This window comes from Paenibacillus sp. FSL R5-0713, assembly GCF_037973325.1.
Taxonomy (GTDB): domain Bacteria; phylum Bacillota; class Bacilli; order Paenibacillales; family Paenibacillaceae; genus Paenibacillus.
Window position 1 is genome coordinate 136,159 of the sequence record NZ_CP150229.1, and the last position, 18,958, is coordinate 155,116.

Annotated in this window: 13 protein-coding genes, 10 tRNA genes, 3 rRNA genes and 1 other RNA gene; all 27 read left to right on the forward strand. The window is 48.0% G+C overall.

Going from position 1 to position 18,958, the window contains the following annotated elements:
• The first annotated feature begins 106 nt into the window (after positions 1-106).
• The 27 genes from ffs to hisG all read left to right on the forward strand — a co-directional run bounded on the left by ffs (position 107) and on the right by hisG (position 18,864).
• Positions 107-374, forward strand: an RNA gene (gene ffs / locus MKZ12_RS00640) — signal recognition particle sRNA large type.
• Between the two features lie 174 nt (positions 375-548).
• Positions 549-2,294: a DNA polymerase III subunit gamma/tau gene (dnaX, locus tag MKZ12_RS00645; protein WP_339258216.1), complete on the forward strand. Its 1,746-nt coding sequence runs from the start codon at positions 549-551 to the stop codon at positions 2,292-2,294.
• Between the two features lie 41 nt (positions 2,295-2,335).
• Positions 2,336-2,647, forward strand: coding sequence for a YbaB/EbfC family nucleoid-associated protein (locus MKZ12_RS00650; RefSeq protein ID WP_036607248.1), 312 nt, complete (start codon positions 2,336-2,338; stop codon positions 2,645-2,647).
• A 35-nt stretch (positions 2,648-2,682) separates the two neighbouring features.
• Complete coding sequence (gene recR / locus MKZ12_RS00655; RefSeq protein ID WP_062838113.1) at positions 2,683-3,282, forward strand: recombination mediator RecR; 600 nt, start codon at positions 2,683-2,685, stop codon at positions 3,280-3,282.
• Positions 3,283-3,466: 184 nt separating this feature from the next.
• The gene (locus tag MKZ12_RS00660; RefSeq protein WP_339258218.1) at positions 3,467-3,742 is read left to right on the forward strand and encodes a DUF2508 family protein; all 276 of its coding nucleotides are present in this window, start codon (positions 3,467-3,469) and stop codon (positions 3,740-3,742) included.
• A gap of 34 nt (positions 3,743-3,776) precedes the next feature.
• Complete coding sequence (locus MKZ12_RS00665; RefSeq protein ID WP_339238991.1) at positions 3,777-4,046, forward strand: pro-sigmaK processing inhibitor BofA family protein; 270 nt, start codon at positions 3,777-3,779, stop codon at positions 4,044-4,046.
• A 347-nt stretch (positions 4,047-4,393) separates the two neighbouring features.
• Positions 4,394-5,945, forward strand: a 16S ribosomal RNA gene (locus MKZ12_RS00670).
• 106 nt (positions 5,946-6,051) lie between these two features.
• A 5S ribosomal RNA gene (rrf, locus tag MKZ12_RS00675) occupies positions 6,052-6,168 on the forward strand.
• A 38-nt stretch (positions 6,169-6,206) separates the two neighbouring features.
• Positions 6,207-6,283: transfer RNA gene (locus tag MKZ12_RS00680), tRNA-Ile, on the forward strand.
• Between the two features lie 22 nt (positions 6,284-6,305).
• Positions 6,306-6,381 (forward strand) — tRNA-Ala (locus MKZ12_RS00685).
• Between the two features lie 210 nt (positions 6,382-6,591).
• Positions 6,592-9,517 (forward strand): 23S ribosomal RNA (locus MKZ12_RS00690).
• Together the 16S, 23S and 5S rRNA genes with 10 tRNA genes alongside form the textbook arrangement of a ribosomal RNA operon.
• Positions 9,518-9,600: 83 nt before the next feature.
• Positions 9,601-9,692, forward strand: a tRNA-Ser gene (locus MKZ12_RS00695).
• Positions 9,693-9,735: 43 nt separating this feature from the next.
• Positions 9,736-9,812 (forward strand) — tRNA-Met (locus MKZ12_RS00700).
• A gap of 9 nt (positions 9,813-9,821) precedes the next feature.
• Positions 9,822-9,897, forward strand: a tRNA-Val gene (locus tag MKZ12_RS00705).
• Positions 9,898-9,902: 5 nt separating this feature from the next.
• Positions 9,903-9,978, forward strand: a tRNA-Thr gene (locus tag MKZ12_RS00710).
• Positions 9,979-9,987: 9 nt separating this feature from the next.
• Positions 9,988-10,065: transfer RNA gene (locus tag MKZ12_RS00715), tRNA-Asp, on the forward strand.
• 21 nt (positions 10,066-10,086) lie between these two features.
• A tRNA-Phe gene (locus MKZ12_RS00720) sits at positions 10,087-10,159 on the forward strand.
• A gap of 12 nt (positions 10,160-10,171) precedes the next feature.
• Positions 10,172-10,257 (forward strand) — tRNA-Tyr (locus MKZ12_RS00725).
• A gap of 7 nt (positions 10,258-10,264) precedes the next feature.
• A tRNA-Lys gene (locus tag MKZ12_RS00730) sits at positions 10,265-10,337 on the forward strand.
• A 143-nt stretch (positions 10,338-10,480) separates the two neighbouring features.
• Positions 10,481-11,674, forward strand: coding sequence for a helix-turn-helix domain-containing protein (locus tag MKZ12_RS00735; protein ID WP_339258221.1), 1,194 nt, complete (start codon positions 10,481-10,483; stop codon positions 11,672-11,674).
• A 103-nt stretch (positions 11,675-11,777) separates the two neighbouring features.
• Complete coding sequence (gene ugpC / locus MKZ12_RS00740) at positions 11,778-12,902, forward strand: sn-glycerol-3-phosphate ABC transporter ATP-binding protein UgpC (RefSeq protein ID WP_062837775.1); 1,125 nt, start codon at positions 11,778-11,780, stop codon at positions 12,900-12,902.
• Positions 12,903-13,326: 424 nt separating this feature from the next.
• Complete coding sequence (hprK, locus tag MKZ12_RS00745) at positions 13,327-14,265, forward strand: HPr(Ser) kinase/phosphatase (protein WP_091011999.1); 939 nt, start codon at positions 13,327-13,329, stop codon at positions 14,263-14,265.
• Positions 14,266-14,386: 121 nt separating this feature from the next.
• The gene (gene lgt, locus MKZ12_RS00750) at positions 14,387-15,412 is read left to right on the forward strand and encodes a prolipoprotein diacylglyceryl transferase (protein ID WP_339258223.1); all 1,026 of its coding nucleotides are present in this window, start codon (positions 14,387-14,389) and stop codon (positions 15,410-15,412) included.
• Between the two features lie 6 nt (positions 15,413-15,418).
• Entirely contained in the window at positions 15,419-16,075 is a 657-nt protein-coding gene (gene ppaX, locus MKZ12_RS00755) for a pyrophosphatase PpaX (RefSeq protein WP_339238995.1), read from the forward strand.
• Entirely contained in the window at positions 16,072-16,614 is a 543-nt protein-coding gene (locus tag MKZ12_RS00760) for a DapH/DapD/GlmU-related protein (protein ID WP_339258225.1), read from the forward strand. Before ppaX ends, MKZ12_RS00760 begins: the two co-directional genes overlap by 4 nt.
• 389 nt (positions 16,615-17,003) lie before the next feature.
• Positions 17,004-18,203: an ATP phosphoribosyltransferase regulatory subunit gene (locus tag MKZ12_RS00765; RefSeq protein WP_339258226.1), complete on the forward strand. Its 1,200-nt coding sequence runs from the start codon at positions 17,004-17,006 to the stop codon at positions 18,201-18,203.
• Position 18,204: 1 nt separating this feature from the next.
• Positions 18,205-18,864 carry an ATP phosphoribosyltransferase gene (hisG, locus tag MKZ12_RS00770; RefSeq protein ID WP_062837770.1) on the forward strand — a complete coding sequence of 220 codons (660 nt, stop codon included), beginning with the start codon at positions 18,205-18,207 and terminating at the stop codon, positions 18,862-18,864.
• Positions 18,865-18,958 lie beyond the last annotated feature (94 nt).

The window sequence follows — 18,958 nt, forward strand, 5'->3', positions numbered from 1 at the left end:
CTGCCGATCTGGCAGGGGTTTTTATATGTTATATGTAAGCATAGTTGCTTCTGCTTCCCTTTCCTCTAGTTGCAATTTGGATGACCTTACGTTATACTATTTCTTACCGTGCTAGATGGGGAGGTAGCGGTGCCCTGTAACTCGCAATCCGCTATAGCGAGGTTGAATTCCTGCTAGAGGTTTTGCCGATGTGAGGTTTGGTCCCTAAACGTGGTGTTGACGGTTGGGTCCTCCGCAATGAGTACTCATGAACCTGGTCAGGTCCGGAAGGAAGCAGCCATAAGTGAGATCACTCTTGTGCCGGAGGGTTGCCTAGCCCGAGCTATTGTTCAGGGGTGCCACTTGGATCGCAAATATCGATAGCAGGTGCACGGCTTACCATTTAAATGTAGAGACCTTTGCAGTTGTATGTATGCAGGGGTCTTTTTGATATGTCTTAAAAAACCACGCATGAATGAGTCAGATAAAGTTTGGATTCACCCTGGAATATAGTATAATGGGGGAACGACAAAGGACTCGAATGCGAAGTGGAAGGAAGGTAACGCATCATGGAGCATATCGCGTTATACCGGGCTTGGCGTCCCCAGTCGTTTCAAGATATGGTGGGGCAACAGCATATTATTCAGACCTTGCAGAACGCGATTCGTGAACAGCGGACTTCCCATGCCTACTTATTTAGCGGGCCCAGAGGAACGGGGAAGACAAGTGCCGCCAAGATTTTGGCCAAAGCTGTGAACTGCGAACGTGGGCCTGCGCCTGAACCTTGTAACGAGTGTGAAGCTTGCCGCAGGATTACGACTGGCGCTGTGATGGATGTGCAGGAGATTGATGCTGCATCCAATCGGGGCGTTGAAGAAATCCGTGATCTTCGGGAAAAGGTTAAATATGCGCCAACCGAAGTCCGGCAGAAAGTCTATATTATTGATGAAGTGCACATGCTGACGACGGAGGCATTCAATGCTTTGCTCAAAACATTGGAAGAGCCACCGCCACATGTGATGTTTATTTTGGCAACAACAGAACCACACCGCCTTCCGGCAACAATTATATCGCGCTGTCAGCGATTTGATTTTCGTCGGGTTTCCCTGGAAGAGCAGACAGCAAGACTTACCCTGATCTGTGAACAGGAAGGTATGGAAGCGGACCAGGATGCGCTCCAATACATTGCCCGTTTATCAGACGGTGGAATGAGGGATGCACTCAGTGTGCTGGATCAGATCTCTTCATTTACAGATGGGCGAGTAACGTACCAGCAGGTTATGGACATGACGGGTGGAATTGCTTCAGAGCAATTTGCCAAACTGGCTGCTTCGCTGCTCAAGGGTGATGTTGGTCATATTCTGCAGATGATTGAAGGTTTCATGCATGAAGGAAAGAGCGCAGACAAGTGCATGGAGAATTTGCTGTATTATTTCCGCGATTTGCTTATGATTAAGATGGTACCTGATGCAGATAAACTGACGGACCGGGTACTTAATCCGGAATCTTTCCGTGATATGGCAGAGTCATTTACCAGGGAACAACTGTTCCACATGATTGATACTCTTAATCGCTACCAGAGTGAAATGAAGTATGCAGTACAACCACAGACATTATTTGAAGTTGCATTGCTTAAACTGTGTAGTATTCCAGCTCAAGTCGAAGCTTCTGTTCAGGTGGGAGCTTCAGCTCATGCAGCACCTGCTGATGGGGGAGAGATCAATCGCTTGAAGCAGCAGCTTGCTGAGTTGGAGAAGAAGTTGGATCGTGCACTAAAGAGTGGGTTGTCTGGTGGCGAAGGTACATCGAGCGCTCCGTCGCGTCCGGCAACAAGAGCTCCTGTATCGAGAGGGAACTCGCCTGCGAAGCTTCCTGCACAGTTGGATCAGTATGTTGCGCGCAAGGGAGCCCCTGAGTTCGCAGAGATCAGCAAAAAATGGAGTCAGATCCTGCAAAGGGTGAAGGAAGAGAGGGTTACCGTTCACGCCTGGTTCGTGGATGGTGAGCCGGTATCATTGCTTGAGGACAATGTGTTGGTTGCTTTTAAAAACAACATTCACCGTGAAACAACGGAGAAGCAGGCTAACCGTGAAGTCATTGAGCGGGTGTTGTCCGAGCAGCTTGGGCGTCCTGCGCGATTGGTGACGATGATGCTCAAAGATTGGACCGGAGCAACGGAGGGAGCTTCTGAAACGCCAAAGGAGGACTTTAAGCTTGAACCCGAGCATGAAGACGGTGGTTCAAGCAGTAAACAGCCTTGGATAGATGAAGCCATTCAACTCTTTGGTGAGGACCTTGTAGTGATCAAAGAATAATGCGCATAGCGCGATAACCATAACAAAGGAGATGAACAATTATGAACAACATGAACCAAATGATGAAACAAGTGAAGAAAATGCAGGAGCAAATGCTGAAAGCACAAGAGGAATTGGCGGACAAAACAGTCCAAGGTACATCCGGTGGCGGTGTAGTGACGGCTGAAGTTAACGGACACAAGAAATTGCTTGCTATCACGATCAAACCTGAAGCGGTAGATCCGGAAGATGTTGAAATGTTGCAGGATCTCGTTATGACAGCTGTTAATGATGCAATGGCCAAAGCTGATGAAATTGCCAACAAGGATATGGGCAAGTTCACTGGCGGCATGAATATTCCGGGATTATTTTAATTAAAAATTGATCCTGTCAAAGGAGACACAATCGATTGTATTATCCCGAACCAATAGCCAAGCTGATTGATGCCTTCACCCGATTGCCGGGTGTTGGCCCCAAGACGGCAGCTCGTTTAGCTTTTCATGTGCTTAACATGAAGGAAGATGACGTTATTGATTTTGCCAAAGCACTCGTAAGTGTGAAGCGTAATCTTCATTACTGTTCTGTATGTTGTAATATTACTGATACCGACCCGTGTCGCATCTGTCAGGATAAGTCCAGGGATGTCTCTGTAATCTGTGTAGTTCAGGATTCGAAAGATCTGGTGGCCATGGAGCGCACCAAGGAATTCGATGGATACTATCATGTGTTACAGGGTGCGATCTCACCTATGGAGGGGATTGGACCGGATGATATTCGTTTGAAGGAACTCCTGATTCGATTAAGTGATGAACGTATTAAAGAGATCATCTTGGCGACAAACCCCAATATTGAGGGTGAGGCTACAGCGATGTACATCTCCCGTTTGGTACGTCCATTTGAGATCAGTGTGACCCGGATTGCGCATGGATTGCCTGTAGGTGGCGATCTTGAATATGCAGATGAAGTGACCCTTTCCAAGGCGTTAGAAGGGCGCAGAGAGATGCGATAGTGTTTTCAGTTTGAATTAAACAATGAACTTCCTTGGAAACTTCGGAAGCTAAATAAGTTTCGATGTTCAAAGAGAGCCCTAGGGCTCTCTTTTTTTGTGGAGAAAATAAATGCTCGAGTTCTAAGTTTGTCCTTTCCTTGATAAGTATGAGAATATGCTGTGCTGATCAGGAGGGGGAGAGTTTATGTTTTTGTGGCGAAATACACGGAACTCAATAGAGAAACAGAACAGAATGTTGAAGGAGCTTGAGGAGGATCAGATCTATGCAGATGTACAGACGGCTAAGCAGGAGTGGGAACGGGCTATGAGACAGTTTGAAGATGCGCAGGGGCAGGATGAGATTGATTATGCCATCTATGTATTGGAGGCAGCTGAGCGAAAGTACCAGATTCATTTGAGAAGAGCAAAGCGAGCCAGAGCTAATGATGATGTTGCATCACAGCGAGGATTGAGTATGTAGAGCTGAGATTACATTAAACATGGAGGTGTACCATATGAAGAGTATTATACTGGGGAGCGTACTAGTTGTATCTTTACTGGGACTTATTGTGGTTTTATTCAGAAAGCGGATAGGGTTGTCGGTATTTACGTCATTTGGAATCCATCTGGTGCTTGCTGCAGTAGGGATATACATCGTGAATTATTCCGGCTGGATTATAGGAACCTACATCCCGTTGAACCCTGCAACGATAGGGACAGTGACTGTTTTGGGATTGCCAGGTGTGGGCCTATTATTGGGGTTGAAATTTTCTTTGTTTGGATAGTTGACTCCCAGGATATTTATATGGTACATTATATCTCGTTGCTTTGCTTGCTTGGTTACATGCTTTCGATGAAATGAAGAAGTTCATTATGAGCTTCAAAAAAGAATTTCAAAAAAACACTTGACCAAAACAAACGAAGTATGATATATTATAAAAGTCGCCGCTGAGAGAAAATGGTGACAAAAAAACAAGTTTGATCTTTGAAAACTGAACAACGAGTGAGTAAACATTCTGCTTGCAGAATGAACGCGAAAGTTGAAACAAGCCTTGGCTTGGATCGACTGGAGCACAAATGAGATTTTTAATCTCGTCAGATTCAAAATGAGCTTATCGCTCTTTTCAATACTTTATTGGAGAGTTTGATCCTGGCTCAGGACGAACGCTGGCGGCATGCCTAATACATGCAAGTCGAGCGGAGTTGATAAGAAGCTTGCTTCTTTGATGCTTAGCGGCGGACGGGTGAGTAACACGTAGGCAACCTGCCCTCAAGTTTGGGACAACTACCGGAAACGGTAGCTAATACCAAATAGTTGTTTTCTTCGCCTGAAGGAAACTGGAAAGACGGAGCAATCTGTCACTTGGGGATGGGCCTGCGGCGCATTAGCTAGTTGGTGGGGTAACGGCTCACCAAGGCGACGATGCGTAGCCGACCTGAGAGGGTGATCGGCCACACTGGGACTGAGACACGGCCCAGACTCCTACGGGAGGCAGCAGTAGGGAATCTTCCGCAATGGGCGAAAGCCTGACGGAGCAATGCCGCGTGAGTGATGAAGGTTTTCGGATCGTAAAGCTCTGTTGCCAGGGAAGAACGCTTGGGAGAGTAACTGCTCTCAAGGTGACGGTACCTGAGAAGAAAGCCCCGGCTAACTACGTGCCAGCAGCCGCGGTAATACGTAGGGGGCAAGCGTTGTCCGGAATTATTGGGCGTAAAGCGCGCGCAGGCGGTCATTTAAGTCTGGTGTTTAATCCCGGGGCTCAACCCCGGATCGCACTGGAAACTGGGTGACTTGAGTGCAGAAGAGGAGAGTGGAATTCCACGTGTAGCGGTGAAATGCGTAGATATGTGGAGGAACACCAGTGGCGAAGGCGACTCTCTGGGCTGTAACTGACGCTGAGGCGCGAAAGCGTGGGGAGCAAACAGGATTAGATACCCTGGTAGTCCACGCCGTAAACGATGAGTGCTAGGTGTTAGGGGTTTCGATACCCTTGGTGCCGAAGTTAACACATTAAGCACTCCGCCTGGGGAGTACGGTCGCAAGACTGAAACTCAAAGGAATTGACGGGGACCCGCACAAGCAGTGGAGTATGTGGTTTAATTCGAAGCAACGCGAAGAACCTTACCAGGTCTTGACATCCCTCTGATCGGTACAGAGATGTATCTTTCCTTCGGGACAGAGGAGACAGGTGGTGCATGGTTGTCGTCAGCTCGTGTCGTGAGATGTTGGGTTAAGTCCCGCAACGAGCGCAACCCTTGATCTTAGTTGCCAGCACTTCGGGTGGGCACTCTAAGGTGACTGCCGGTGACAAACCGGAGGAAGGTGGGGATGACGTCAAATCATCATGCCCCTTATGACCTGGGCTACACACGTACTACAATGGCCGGTACAACGGGCTGTGAAGCCGCGAGGTGGAACGAATCCTAAAAAGCCGGTCTCAGTTCGGATTGCAGGCTGCAACTCGCCTGCATGAAGTCGGAATTGCTAGTAATCGCGGATCAGCATGCCGCGGTGAATACGTTCCCGGGTCTTGTACACACCGCCCGTCACACCACGAGAGTTTATAACACCCGAAGTCGGTGGGGTAACCGCAAGGAGCCAGCCGCCGAAGGTGGGATAGATGATTGGGGTGAAGTCGTAACAAGGTAGCCGTATCGGAAGGTGCGGCTGGATCACCTCCTTTCTATGGAGAATCGTTTCCCGTAGCGGAAACATTCAAATACAAAATCTAGCCAGGTCGGCTAGTTACTCACTCGTTGCTCAGTTTTGAGAGCTCAAACTCTCAAACGTTTGGTGGCGATAGCGAAGGGGTTCCACACGTTCCCATCCCGAACACGACCGTTAAGCCCTTCAGCGTCAATGGTACTTGGACCGCAGGGTCCTGGGAGAGTAGAACGCCGCCAAGCGTAACCCATTCTGGGTTCAAAAAAAGTATATATAATGTGGGCCCTTAGCTCAGTTGGTTAGAGCGCACCTCTGATAAGGGTGAGGCCGGTGGTTCGAGTCCACCAGGGCCCACCATCTATACCTTTAAACTTTATATGGGGCCATAGCTCAGCTGGGAGAGCGCCTGCCTTGCAAGCAGGAGGTCAGCGGTTCGATCCCGCTTGGCTCCACCAAAAATGTTTTATAAGTTTGTTCTTTGAAAACTAGATATCAAAACGAAACAAACGCGAATTAGAACATTCCTTTTTAGCTGAACTTGTGCATAACAAGTTTCAATAAAAACGGTAGTTAATTGCTGTTGCGATGGTATCGAGTGGGAGCGACTTTTGGCTTTGGACGCAGTCCAAAACAAGGGGAGTGAGCAATCGAAACCGGAGCAATTTGGTTAAGCTACTAAGAGCACACGGAGGATGCCTAGGCGCTAGGAGCCGATGAAGGACGTGGCGAACAACGAAACTGCCTCGGGGAGCTGTAAGCAAGCTTTGATCCGGGGGTGTCCGAATGGGGAAACCCAGCTGGGGTAATTTCCAGTTACTCACAACTGAATACATAGGTTGTGTAGAGGCATACCAGGGGAACTGAAACATCTAAGTACCCTGAGGAAGAGAAAACAATAGTGATTCCGTCAGTAGCGGCGAGCGAACGCGGAGAAGCCCAAACCAGAGAGCTTGCTCTTTGGGGTTGTGGGACGTCTCACATGGAGTTACAAAGGAACCGGTTAAGCGAAGAGGTCTGGAAAGGCCCGCCAAAGAAGGTAAAAGCCCTGTAATTGAAAGTCTGTTCCCTCCGAGACGGATCCCGAGTAGTGCGGGGCACGTGAAACCCCGTATGAATCCGGCAGGACCATCTGCCAAGGCTAAATACTTCCTAGCGACCGATAGTGAAGCAGTACCGTGAGGGAAAGGTGAAAAGCACCCCGGAAGGGGAGTGAAATAGAACCTGAAACCGTGTGCTTACAAAAAGTCAGAGCCCGTTTTAGGGGTGATGGCGTGCCTTTTGTAGAATGAACCGGCGAGTTACGTTCCCGTGCAAGGTTAAGGTGAAGAGCCGGAGCCGCAGCGAAAGCGAGTCTGAATAGGGCGATGTAGTACGTGGACGTAGACCCGAAACCGGGTGATCTACCCCTGTCCAGGGTGAAGGTGCGGTAACACGCACTGGAGGCCCGAACCCACGCACGTTGAAAAGTGCGGGGATGAGGTGGGGGTAGCGGAGAAATTCCAATCGAACTCGGAGATAGCTGGTTCTCCCCGAAATAGCTTTAGGGCTAGCCTCGGAAAACAGAGTCGTGGAGGTAGAGCACTGATTGGGTGCGGGGCCCGCAAGGGTTACCAAGCTCAGTCAAACTCCGAATGCCATAGACTTACTTCCGGGAGTCAGACAGTGAGTGCTAAGATCCATTGTCAAAAGGGAAACAGCCCAGACCATCAGCTAAGGTCCCCAAGTGTGTGTTAAGTGGGAAAGGATGTGGAGTTGCACAGACAACCAGGATGTTGGCTTAGAAGCAGCCACCATTGAAAGAGTGCGTAATAGCTCACTGGTCGAGTGACTCTGCGCCGAAAATGTAACGGGGCTAAACACACCACCGAAGCTATGGCTTGATGCTTGCATCAGGGGTAGGGGAGCGTTGTATAAGGGTTGAAGGTGTACCGTAAGGAGCGCTGGACATTATACAAGTGAGAATGCCGGTATGAGTAACGAAAAGATCAGTGAGAATCTGATCCGCCGAAAGCCTAAGGGTTCCTGAGGAAGGCTCGTCCGCTCAGGGTAAGTCGGGACCTAAGGCGAGGCCGAAAGGCGTAGTCGAAGGACAACAGGTCGAAATTCCTGTACCACCGTAAGCCGTTATGAGCAATGGGGGGACGCAGTAGGGTAGTGACGCGGACTGATGGATGTCCGTCTAAGCAGTAAGGCTGATGTGTAGGCAAATCCGCACATCATTAAGGCTGAGCTGTGATGGGGAGCGAAAATTGTAGTAGCGAAGGTCATGATCTCACACTGCCAAGAAAAGCCTCTAGCCAGGTGAAGGTGCCCGTACCGCAAACCGACACAGGTAGGCGAGAAGAGTATTCTAAGGCGCGCGGAAGAACTCTCGTTAAGGAACTCGGCAAAATGACCCCGTAACTTCGGGAGAAGGGGTGCCCCGGTAGTGTGAATAGCACGAGGGGGCCGCAGTGAAAAGGCCCAAGCGACTGTTTAGCAAAAACACAGGTCTGTGCGAAGCCGTAAGGCGAAGTATACGGGCTGACGCCTGCCCGGTGCTGGAAGGTTAAGGGGAGTGGTTAGGAGCAATCCGAAGCTGTGAACCGAAGCCCCAGTAAACGGCGGCCGTAACTATAACGGTCCTAAGGTAGCGAAATTCCTTGTCAGGTAAATTCTGACCCGCACGAATGGCGTAACGACTTGGGCGCTGTCTCAACGAGAGATCCGGTGAAATTTTAATACCTGTGAAGATGCAGGTTACCCGCGACAAGACGGAAAGACCCCATGGAGCTTTACTGCAGCTTGATATTGAATTTGGGTACGATCTGTACAGGATAGGTGGGAGCCTTTGAAACGGGAGCGCAAGCTTCCGTGGAGGCAACGTTGGGATACCACCCTGATCGTATCTAGGTTCTAACCTGGTACCGTAATCCGGTGCGGGGACAGTGTCAGGTGGGCAGTTTGACTGGGGCGGTCGCCTCCTAAAGAGTAACGGAGGCGCCCAAAGGTTCCCTCAGAATGGTTGGAAATCATTCGAAGAGTGCAAAGGCATAAGGGAGCTTGACTGCGAGACCTACAAGTCGAGCAGGGACGAAAGTCGGGCTTAGTGATCCGGTGGTACCGCATGGAAGGGCCATCGCTCAACGGATAAAAGCTACCCTGGGGATAACAGGCTTATCTCCCCCAAGAGTCCACATCGACGGGGAGGTTTGGCACCTCGATGTCGGCTCATCGCATCCTGGGGCTGAAGTAGGTCCCAAGGGTTGGGCTGTTCGCCCATTAAAGCGGTACGCGAGCTGGGTTCAGAACGTCGTGAGACAGTTCGGTCCCTATCTGTCGTGGGCGTAGGAAATTTGAGAGGAGCTGTCCTTAGTACGAGAGGACCGGGATGGACGTACCGCTGGTGTACCAGTTGTTCCGCCAGGAGCACCGCTGGGTAGCTATGTACGGACGGGATAAACGCTGAAAGCATCTAAGCGTGAAGCCCCCCTCAAGATGAGATTTCCCAGTATGTAAGACCCCTTGAAGACGACGAGGTAGATAGGCTGGGGGTGGAAGTGCAGCAATGCATGGAGCTGACCAGTACTAATCGGTCGAGGGCTTATCCAAATATGCAAGTTGTAATTCGCATGTTTCGTTTCGAATCTAGTTTTCAGGGAGCAATCCTTGAATGATGTTGAAGATTGTTATTTGGAGAGATACCCAAGTGGCTATAAGGGGACCCTCTGCTAAGGGGTTAGACTGCGTAAGCGGTGCGAGGGTTCGAATCCCTCTCTCTCCGCCATCTTTACCTTAAGATGGACAAGCAATCAAGACACAACTAATATGGCGGTGTAGCTCAGCTGGCTAGAGCGTACGGTTCATACCCGTAAGGTCGGGGGTTCGATCCCCTCCGCCGCTACCATATTACCCAGGAGGCTTAGCTCAGCTGGGAGAGCATCTGCCTTACAAGCAGAGGGTCGGGGGTTCGATCCCCTCAGCCTCCACCATATACGCCGGTGTAGCTCAACTGGTAGAGCAACTGACTTGTAATCAGTAGGTTGGGGGTTCAAGTCCTCTCGCCGGCACCATTAATGCCTGGAACCGTGGTGTAGTTGGCCTAACATGCCTGCCTGTCACGCAGGAGATCGCGGGTTCGAATCCCGTCGGTTCCGCCATTAATCCTAAAAATTAAATATGGCTCGGTAGCTCAGTCGGTAGAGCAGAGGACTGAAAATCCTCGTGTCGGCGGTTCGATTCCGTCCCGAGCCACCTTTAATCCCTGGAGGATTAGCGAAGTGGCCAAACGCATCAGACTGTAAATCTGCTCCCGTACGGGTTCGGTGGTTCGAATCCATCATCCTCCACCAGTTTTATGAGTCATTAGCTCAGTTGGTAGAGCACCTGACTTTTAATCAGGGTGTCGAAGGTTCGAGCCCTTCATGACTCATCTTTAAAAAAAGAGTGATTAATCATTAATTTGATTAGTCGCTCTTTTTTGTTATGTACTTTTAACGGATTATGGATATTTATTAATGCTTTGCAAGATATGATAAACTAATAGAAAACATGCAGAGTGGTGACGTTCATTATATGAAGTTCATACCTGATCTAAAACAGCAAATTGAAGTCATTATAGGCACAACTTTGGACGAATATGAAATTACAATAGAGGAATGGACGCAATCCGTTACGAATCTGGTGGGTCTTCATGAAAATTCAGAGACCTATGGTGATAAAGGTGAAAGTCTGGAGCTATCTGAACAAACTACATCTCCAAGCTCATCCGATGTGATCAGTCTGAATACGGGAGAGCGCATATTTTTTAAGGTTCGGATGAATGAGAAAGAAGAGACCGTGGTATGTTGGGGATGCGCTGCAAGATCCATCACTGTGGAGAGACGGAGATTTATTGAGCTTTTGATCCGTTCCAACACAGAATTACCCGATGAGACACAGCCTGTTGTATATGAGAATGATAGGGAGCAGTATTTGACTGAATTGGGTCTCTGGCTTAGAGAGCAGATCGAAGAACCAACCAAGCAGGAATCTGAAACGGTTCCTGATCGCTTTGTGGTACCTGCAGATTTGAATACTGAGAAAATTCTGTTCTTGCTGCAAGGAGACACGCCGGATGCACATCGTTTACGATCCAAGGAACTCAACAAGCTGCTTGAGAGTTATTTTGGCGAGGAGATTGTATTGATTCCTTTGGGGGAGCAAGAGTGGGTTTTCATGGGTGATAAAGAAATTGTTACAGAAGAAGCCGAGGAAGATACACCGGATGCCCAAAAGGATTCACTGAACGCTTTTTGCCTTGGGTTACATGAACTGGTTGCCAGTGAGTGGGCTGGAGTGTTCCATCTGTCTGCATCCCTGCCGTGCATACCCGCAGAACAATTAGTATCAGTTACAGCGCTTCTTAAAGAAAGTGTGCAATTGGGGAGAGCATTCCATGTTACGCAGCATATTCATCTCCCATGGGATCTGCATCTCGAACGGTTGGTAGCGAGTATTCCAGATGAACAACGGATACGATTTATACAGGAAACAGGCAAGGACACGGTAATCTTAAATGATAGTGAGACTCTTGCTACGTTAGAAACCTTTTTTAGCCTGGACTGTAATGTGAGCGAGACAGCCAAACGGCTTTTCATTCATCGTAATACGTTGGTTTATCGTCTGGACAAGATCAAACAGGAGATTGGATACGATGTGAGGCACTTCGAAAGTGCTGTTCTAGTGCAGTTTTTGCTGCTTATGTACAAAGTGACGAAAAAGCATTGATATTTTTGTGCAGTTTGCGAATAGTCAAACCTCATACAGATAGGGTAATATAAAAATACAAATTGTATTCGATTACAAAATGATCTCTGAGGAGGCAACAATCATGGCTGGAGTACGTTTAGAGCATATTTTCAAAAAATACCCGGGTTCTGATAAAGCAACTGTAGTTGACATTAACCTGGACATTAAAGATAAAGAATTTCTGGTATTGGTAGGTCCGTCCGGTTGTGGTAAATCAACAACACTGCGTATGATCGCAGGCCTTGAGGAAATTTCTGAAGGTAAACTCTATATCGGTGACCGTGTCGTTAATGATGTTGCACCTAAAGACCGCGATATCGCGATGGTATTCCAATCCTATGCCTTGTATCCGCATATGAGCGTATATCAAAACATGGCGTTTGGTTTGAAATTGCGTAAGGTTAAAAAAGACGAGATCGACAAACGTGTACGTGAAGCAGCTAAAATCCTGGATATCGAGCATTTGCTTGAGCGTAAACCTAAGGCATTGTCCGGTGGTCAACGTCAGCGTGTCGCTCTAGGACGTGCGATTGTCCGTGATCCACAAGTCTTCTTGATGGATGAGCCTCTCTCCAACTTGGATGCTAAACTCCGTGGTCAGATGCGTGCGGAAATCACTAAACTGGCTAAACGTTTGGAAACAACAGTTATCTACGTAACGCATGACCAGATCGAAGCAATGACGATGGGTGACCGGATCGTAGTTATGAAGGATGGTATCATCCAACAAGCAGCTTCTCCGGAAGAGTTGTATAACCTGCCGGCTAACCTGTTCGTAGCTGGTTTCATCGGTTCCCCGACAATGAACTTTATCTCGGGTAAACTGGCTGAGCAAGGTGCTAACCTGCACTTCGTAGCTCCAGGCGTGGACGTTGAAATCCCGCAAGGTAAAGCACAAGTGTTGAAATCTAGAGGATACATTGGCAAAGAAGTCATTCTGGGTGTTCGTCCAGAAGACATTCACGAAGAGCCAGTATTCCTGGAAGCATCCCCGAACTCTGTATTCTCTACTCACGTAGATGTAACAGAGAACCTGGGTCACGAAATGCTCCTCTACTTGAGCGGTGTAGGTAACGATACTACAATCGCACGTGTAGATGGACGTTCTAACACTCGTGATGGTTCCACAGTTAAAATGGCCATCGACATGAACAAAGTTCATATCTTTGACAAAGAGACTGAAGTGAACGTACTTCTTCAAGACTAATATTACTGGGATTCATCGGTGACGATGGAATCTGACAGTTAACGCAATTATACATTGTAATGAGAGCCCCTTCCGTTATTGCTGGAAGGGGCTTTTTTTAAAAAATTAATGAATTCTATAATATTCAGCGGGGCAAGGATTAACAATTACCTGATAAACAACCGCTAAACCATCCATGTAGTATCCCCAATGGGTACTTGATCAGAAGGTTTTTTCTTACTAATGGTTGTCGGAGGCTACGATTGCATTCATCCCGGAATTCATTTAAGATTATTTGAAGGTCTGTCTTCATATATCTGAGAGAACCGACTGTTGGAAGGGTATGCATTCTGTACCCCATGTTGTGAATGCGCTAATAATGGAAAGAACTGATACACGATCTGAATTACATAGAGGTACAGCGAATGCTGAAAGGAAGAGACAAATGGCGAAAAAAGTGAAAGTATCCGAATTGGTACAGCAGTTTCAGTTGGAGGTTGTTTCTGGATCTCACGGATTGAAAAGAGTCATTACGGTAGATGATCTGAACCGTCCTGGTCTGGAAATGGCCGGTTATTTTGAATACCATCCTCAAGAACGGGTACAGCTACTTGGAAGAACGGAGTTAGCTTTCTTTGCAATGTTACCCGAGCAAGAGCGGCGTGATCGTATGCAACGTCTTTGTACGGAAGAGACGCCTTGTATCGTTGTAACGCGCGGACTTGAAGTCCCGCAAGAGCTGATTGATATCAGTGAAGAACGGGATCTGGCTGTATTGCGCAGTAATATGGCAACAACAATTCTGTCCAGCCGGATTACCGGATTTTTGGAAGGCAAATTAGCACCTACTGCCACGATTCATGGTGTACTGTGTGATGTATACGGGGTTGGGATGTTGATTACAGGTAGTAGCGGTATTGGTAAGAGTGAAACAGCACTTGAACTGGTTAAACGTGGACACCGACTGATTGCCGATGATGCGGTAGAGATCCGCCAAACGTCAGATTTTCAGCTTCACGGTACTGCACCTGAATTGATCCGCCACTTGCTCGAAATTCGAGGTGTCGGTATTATCAACGTCATGACATTATTCGGAGCCGGTGCAGTTCGGAATAACAAGCGGATTACCCTGGTTGTACGTCTGGAAGCATGGCAGCAGGATAAACAATACGATCGTCTGGGTCTGGACGAAGAGACTACACGTATCATTGATACCGATGTGCCTCTCGTTACGATTCCTGTTCGTCCGGGACGGAACTTGGCGGTTATTATTGAAGTAGCCGGAATGAACTATCGTCTGAAACAGATGGGTCTTAATGCTGCACTGCAATTCACGAACAAGCTGACAGCAACCATCTCGGAAGATATGGAAGACATGGATTAAGAAACATTTTATACAAGGACATGAAGATAAATGGTTGACGTGTACTGCTTCTCTGGAGGCGCAGGGCATGCCAACCATTCGTCATGCGTGTGATTGATCGAATAAATAGGAGTGTGAATGAATGGATACATTATTACTGTTGAACCCGATTGCGTTCTCTATTGGAGCGTTAAAGGTTCACTGGTACGGGCTTATTCTTGGTGCCGCGGCACTTATAGGACTGCTGCTCGTGATCCGGGAGGGCAAACGCTACAATATCCCACAGGAAGTGTTCATGGACATGGTCCTGCTGGGTGTGCCTTCTGCCATCATTGGTGCCCGCATCTACTATGTCGCATTTAAGTGGGAAGATTACAAGGATAATTTCTGGGATGTCTTTAAAATATGGAATGGCGGTATCGCCATCTATGGTGCCCTTATTGGTGCAATCATCTGTGCAGTTATTTTCTTCCGTCGTAAAGGCTATAACTTCTGGCGTATGGCCGATATCTGTGCGCCTGGACTGATTGTTGGACAGATGATCGGACGTTGGGGGAACTTTGTGAATCAGGAAGCCTATGGCGGTCCTGTGGAAGAATCATTTTTGAGAGACAAGCTTCATCTGCCAGACTTTATTGTGAATCAAATGAACGTAGAAGGCGTATTCCATCATCCTGCGTTTTTGTATGAATCAGTATGGAGTCTTGCTGGTCTAATCTTGCTGCTGATTCTGCGTCGTCAGAAATTCCTGCGTTCAGGTGAACTGTTCATGTCCTATTTCATCTGGTACTCTATCGGTCGTTTCTTCATTGAAGCTTTGCGTACGGACAGTCTGGGCTTCCAGGCTCCGCAATGGGTCGCTTCATTAGTGAACGGGCTGTGGTCTCCAATGACTGTGATGGGCTTCGAACAAGGATATCTTGATCCTGCTTATGGCAACGTAAGAATCTCGCAACTGCTCGCTATTGGTATCATTATTGTTGCTGTTGTATTCATAGTGGTGAGAAGAGTGACAGGTAAAGCCGATGTTCGTTACAGTGATCCGATTGTATCGTCCAAAGTTACCTCTGATGATATGGAACATACGGGAACAGTTGTTGGCAAAGAGAGTAAGTTAACACCTCCAGCCAAAGATGACCCGAAGCAAGTTGATGATAAAAAGGAGTAATGCAACATGATTGACACGGTATTGTTCGATCTGGATGGAACCATTATTGATACCAATGAGCTGATTATCAGCTCATTCCAGCATGTCATGGGGGGATGGGAGCATTCAGCTCCATGGACACGAGAACAGATCATTCCGCATATGGGTGGCACACTGGAGCAGCAAATGCGTACCTTTTCTGGACAAGAGGAAGTCTCTGAGTACGTGAAAGGTTATCGTGCCTATAATGATATCCATCATGAAGCGATGGTTAGACCTTTTCCACATGTCATTGAGGTAGTAGAGGCGTTGCATCAGGCTGGCATTGTGATGGGTGTGGTCACAACCAAAATTCGTCCATCTACATTAAAGGTGCTGGAACGTTTTGACCTACTGAAATATATGAAGACGATTGTGACCGTGACTGATGTGACGAATCCGAAGCCACATGCTGAGCCTGTGTTGAAAGCAATGACGGAACTGGGTGCAGATCCTGCTAAAACGTTGATGGTTGGTGATAGTCCGGTGGATATCCAATCGGCTCAAAATGCGGGTGCACTCTCGGCGGGGGTTGCATGGTCTCTTAAAGGAGAAACAATCCTGAACGGATATGGCCCCGATCACATGTTGCACGACATGAGAGACTTGTTAGAACTCATCCGTATTGAAACGGGTCGTTCATGAGAAAAGTAACCCGCTATCCGGTAGAGGACCAGAATGCACTTTGGCATATCTACAAGACAGTGAGTCCGTGGAAGGGCATTCGTAATTTTATCTGGATCCAGTTGTCACGTTACTGTCCGATCCTATCGGTGAAGAACTGGATTTATCGCCGAATGCTGGGGATGAAGGTGGGAAAACACACGGCCTTTGGCCTGATGGTGATGGTGGACGTGTTTTTTCCGGAGAAAATAACGGTCGGCGAAAACTCGGTCATCGGTTACAACACAACAATTCTCGCTCATGAGTATCTCATTAAGGAGTACAGGCTCGGTGAGGTGATTATCGGGGAAAATGTACTGATTGGTGCCAATACAACGATTCTGCCTGGGGTAACCATAGGGGATGGAGCGGTTGTAGCTGCTGGAGCTGTCGTACATAAGGATGTTGCACCAGGAGCTTTTGTTGGAGGTAATCCACTACGTGACTTATCCCGTGCGGCAGCTTCTACGGAAGAGACTGTCTTTAACACGGATGATTCTTCTCAGGGTAGTGTACATTAAATCCACAACGTAATGAAAGAAGATGGGTTGAAGTAAAAAGCTGCTTATGGCAGCTTTTTTCGTATATAAATACCGATGGGTGAGGGTAACGGTGCGAATATAAAACGAGATGCCGATCCAAGGGCAATCAAGCTTCGGTATTGTTGACGGTAGTGCGGATTTCATGTTATCATATCCCATATCCTTTAGTTTGTTAGCACTTTACCATGTGAAAGTATTGTTGGAGAAATTAAACGTGATAAAGGTTGAACTAAACCAATAGTTAAAAGCTTGTGCAGCAATACGTTGATTCAGGGTTACAAGATAGAATGGGGATTTGCACTACATAAATCCTGTTGAAATAGAATGAGCACCACTCTTAAATTACTGACTCGGGGTGAATAATACCAATGTCCAAACCAAAAGGATTTGAAAAACCGACCGGATTTCGCGACTATACACCACATGTAGTATCCAAGCTGCGTACGATTGAGCGGAATGTACTAGAATGTATGGAACGCTGGGGTTACCGTCAGATCATCACACCAACGATTGAATATTACGACACGGTAGGTGTAGCCAGCTCTACATCGGATCGCAAATTGTTTAAATTATTGAACAGCCGGGGAACCACCCTGGTGCTCCGATCGGATCTAACGGCTCCGATTGCACGTGTCGTTTCGTCCATGCTCAAAGATGAGCAATTGCCACTGCGTCTGTCCTATCATGCGAACGTATTTCGTTCGATTGAAGAGGAAGCTGGACGCGAGGCGGAGTTCTTCCAGACAGGGGTGGAGCTGGTTGGAGATGACTCACCTGAGGCGGATGCAGAAGTTGTTGCGCTTGCGATTGCCTCTTTGCAGGCAGCGGGCGTATCTTCTTTTAAAATAGCGATGGGTCATATGGGATTCCTGAACGGATTACTGGAGGAAGTGATTCCAGGCCAGACAACGGAGCAGGAGCAATTGAAGGAAGGGCTGCTCGGACGTGATTATGTCGGCTATCGCCAGTCCATCGAAGCATTGAACCTGGAACCCAAGTTGAAAGAACAGCTTGAAGCGATTCTGCGTCTGCGCGGTGGCAAGGAAGTCTGCACACATGCGGTAGAGCTAAGTTCAAGCGCTGAAGCAGCACAGTCGATTGCGCATCTGTGTGCAGTATTCGAAGTGTTGGAAGCGTACGGTGTATCCGAACATGTACTGATTGATCTGACGATGATCGGGGATTTCTCCTATTATACGGGCATGACGTTTGAAGGATATGCAGCAGAACTGGGATCTCCGGTATGCAGCGGCGGGCGGTATGACAATCTGTTACAACAATTCGGGCGTTCGTTGCCAGCTACAGGGTTTGCACTGAAAACCAACCGGATTATTGATGGCGTTCACGGTATTACCATTGAAGAGAAGAAACCGATACTTATCCAATATAGCCCGAAACGTCGGGCCGAGGCACTGACAGAAGCGGCAAGATTACGCAGTCTGGGACAAAATGTAGTGACACTCCTTCTTCCTGAAGACGGGGCTGGAGCAAGTGCTGTATCTACTGGAGCAACAACCGTTCAGGCTGAGCAGGTTATTACTTACGGATCTGAAGAAGGAGGACGCTGAGATGTCGGATATTCTGAAGGTGGCCATGCCGAAGGGCCGAATCTATAAAAAAGCCTCCAAATTGTTCCGTGAAGCGGGGCTGGATATTCCAGAAGACGTGGATGATACACGCAGATTGGTCATTGAAGTACCGGAAGCGGGAATGGAATTCATCATGGCGAAGCCAGTAGATGTTCCAACGTACGTGGAGTACGGTGTTGCTGATATCGGAATTGTTGGTAAAGACGTGCTGCTGGAGGAAAATAGGGATGTGTACGAACTGTTGAATCTGGGAATCGCCCAGTGCCGTATGTCTGTAATTGGACTTCCCGACTGGAAGCCAGGCATTCAGCAACGTGTTGCAACGAAGTATCCGAGGATCGCTTCACAGTATTTTCGGGAGCAGGGGCAGCAGGTTGAGGTGATCAAGCTGAATGGTTCCATTGAGCTTGCGCCCTTAATTGGTCTGGCAGACCGGATCGTCGATCTGGTGGAGACTGGTCAGACGCTGCGCGAGAACGGATTGGTGGAGATGACAGGTATTCTGGACATCACCAGCCGTCTTATCGCCAACCGGGTAAGTTATCGAATGAAAAACGCACGAATCCAGGCTTTGTGTGATGCACTTCAGCAGGTTATTCCGGCATCGAATGAGATATCGGCGGGAAGCCTTCGGGGATAAATTACCGATAAGCAAGGACTGCAAGGCAGCAAGGAACGGGAAATATACAAACGGAATAACCAAAGAATGAAACGATAGAAGTAAGGAACGAGGA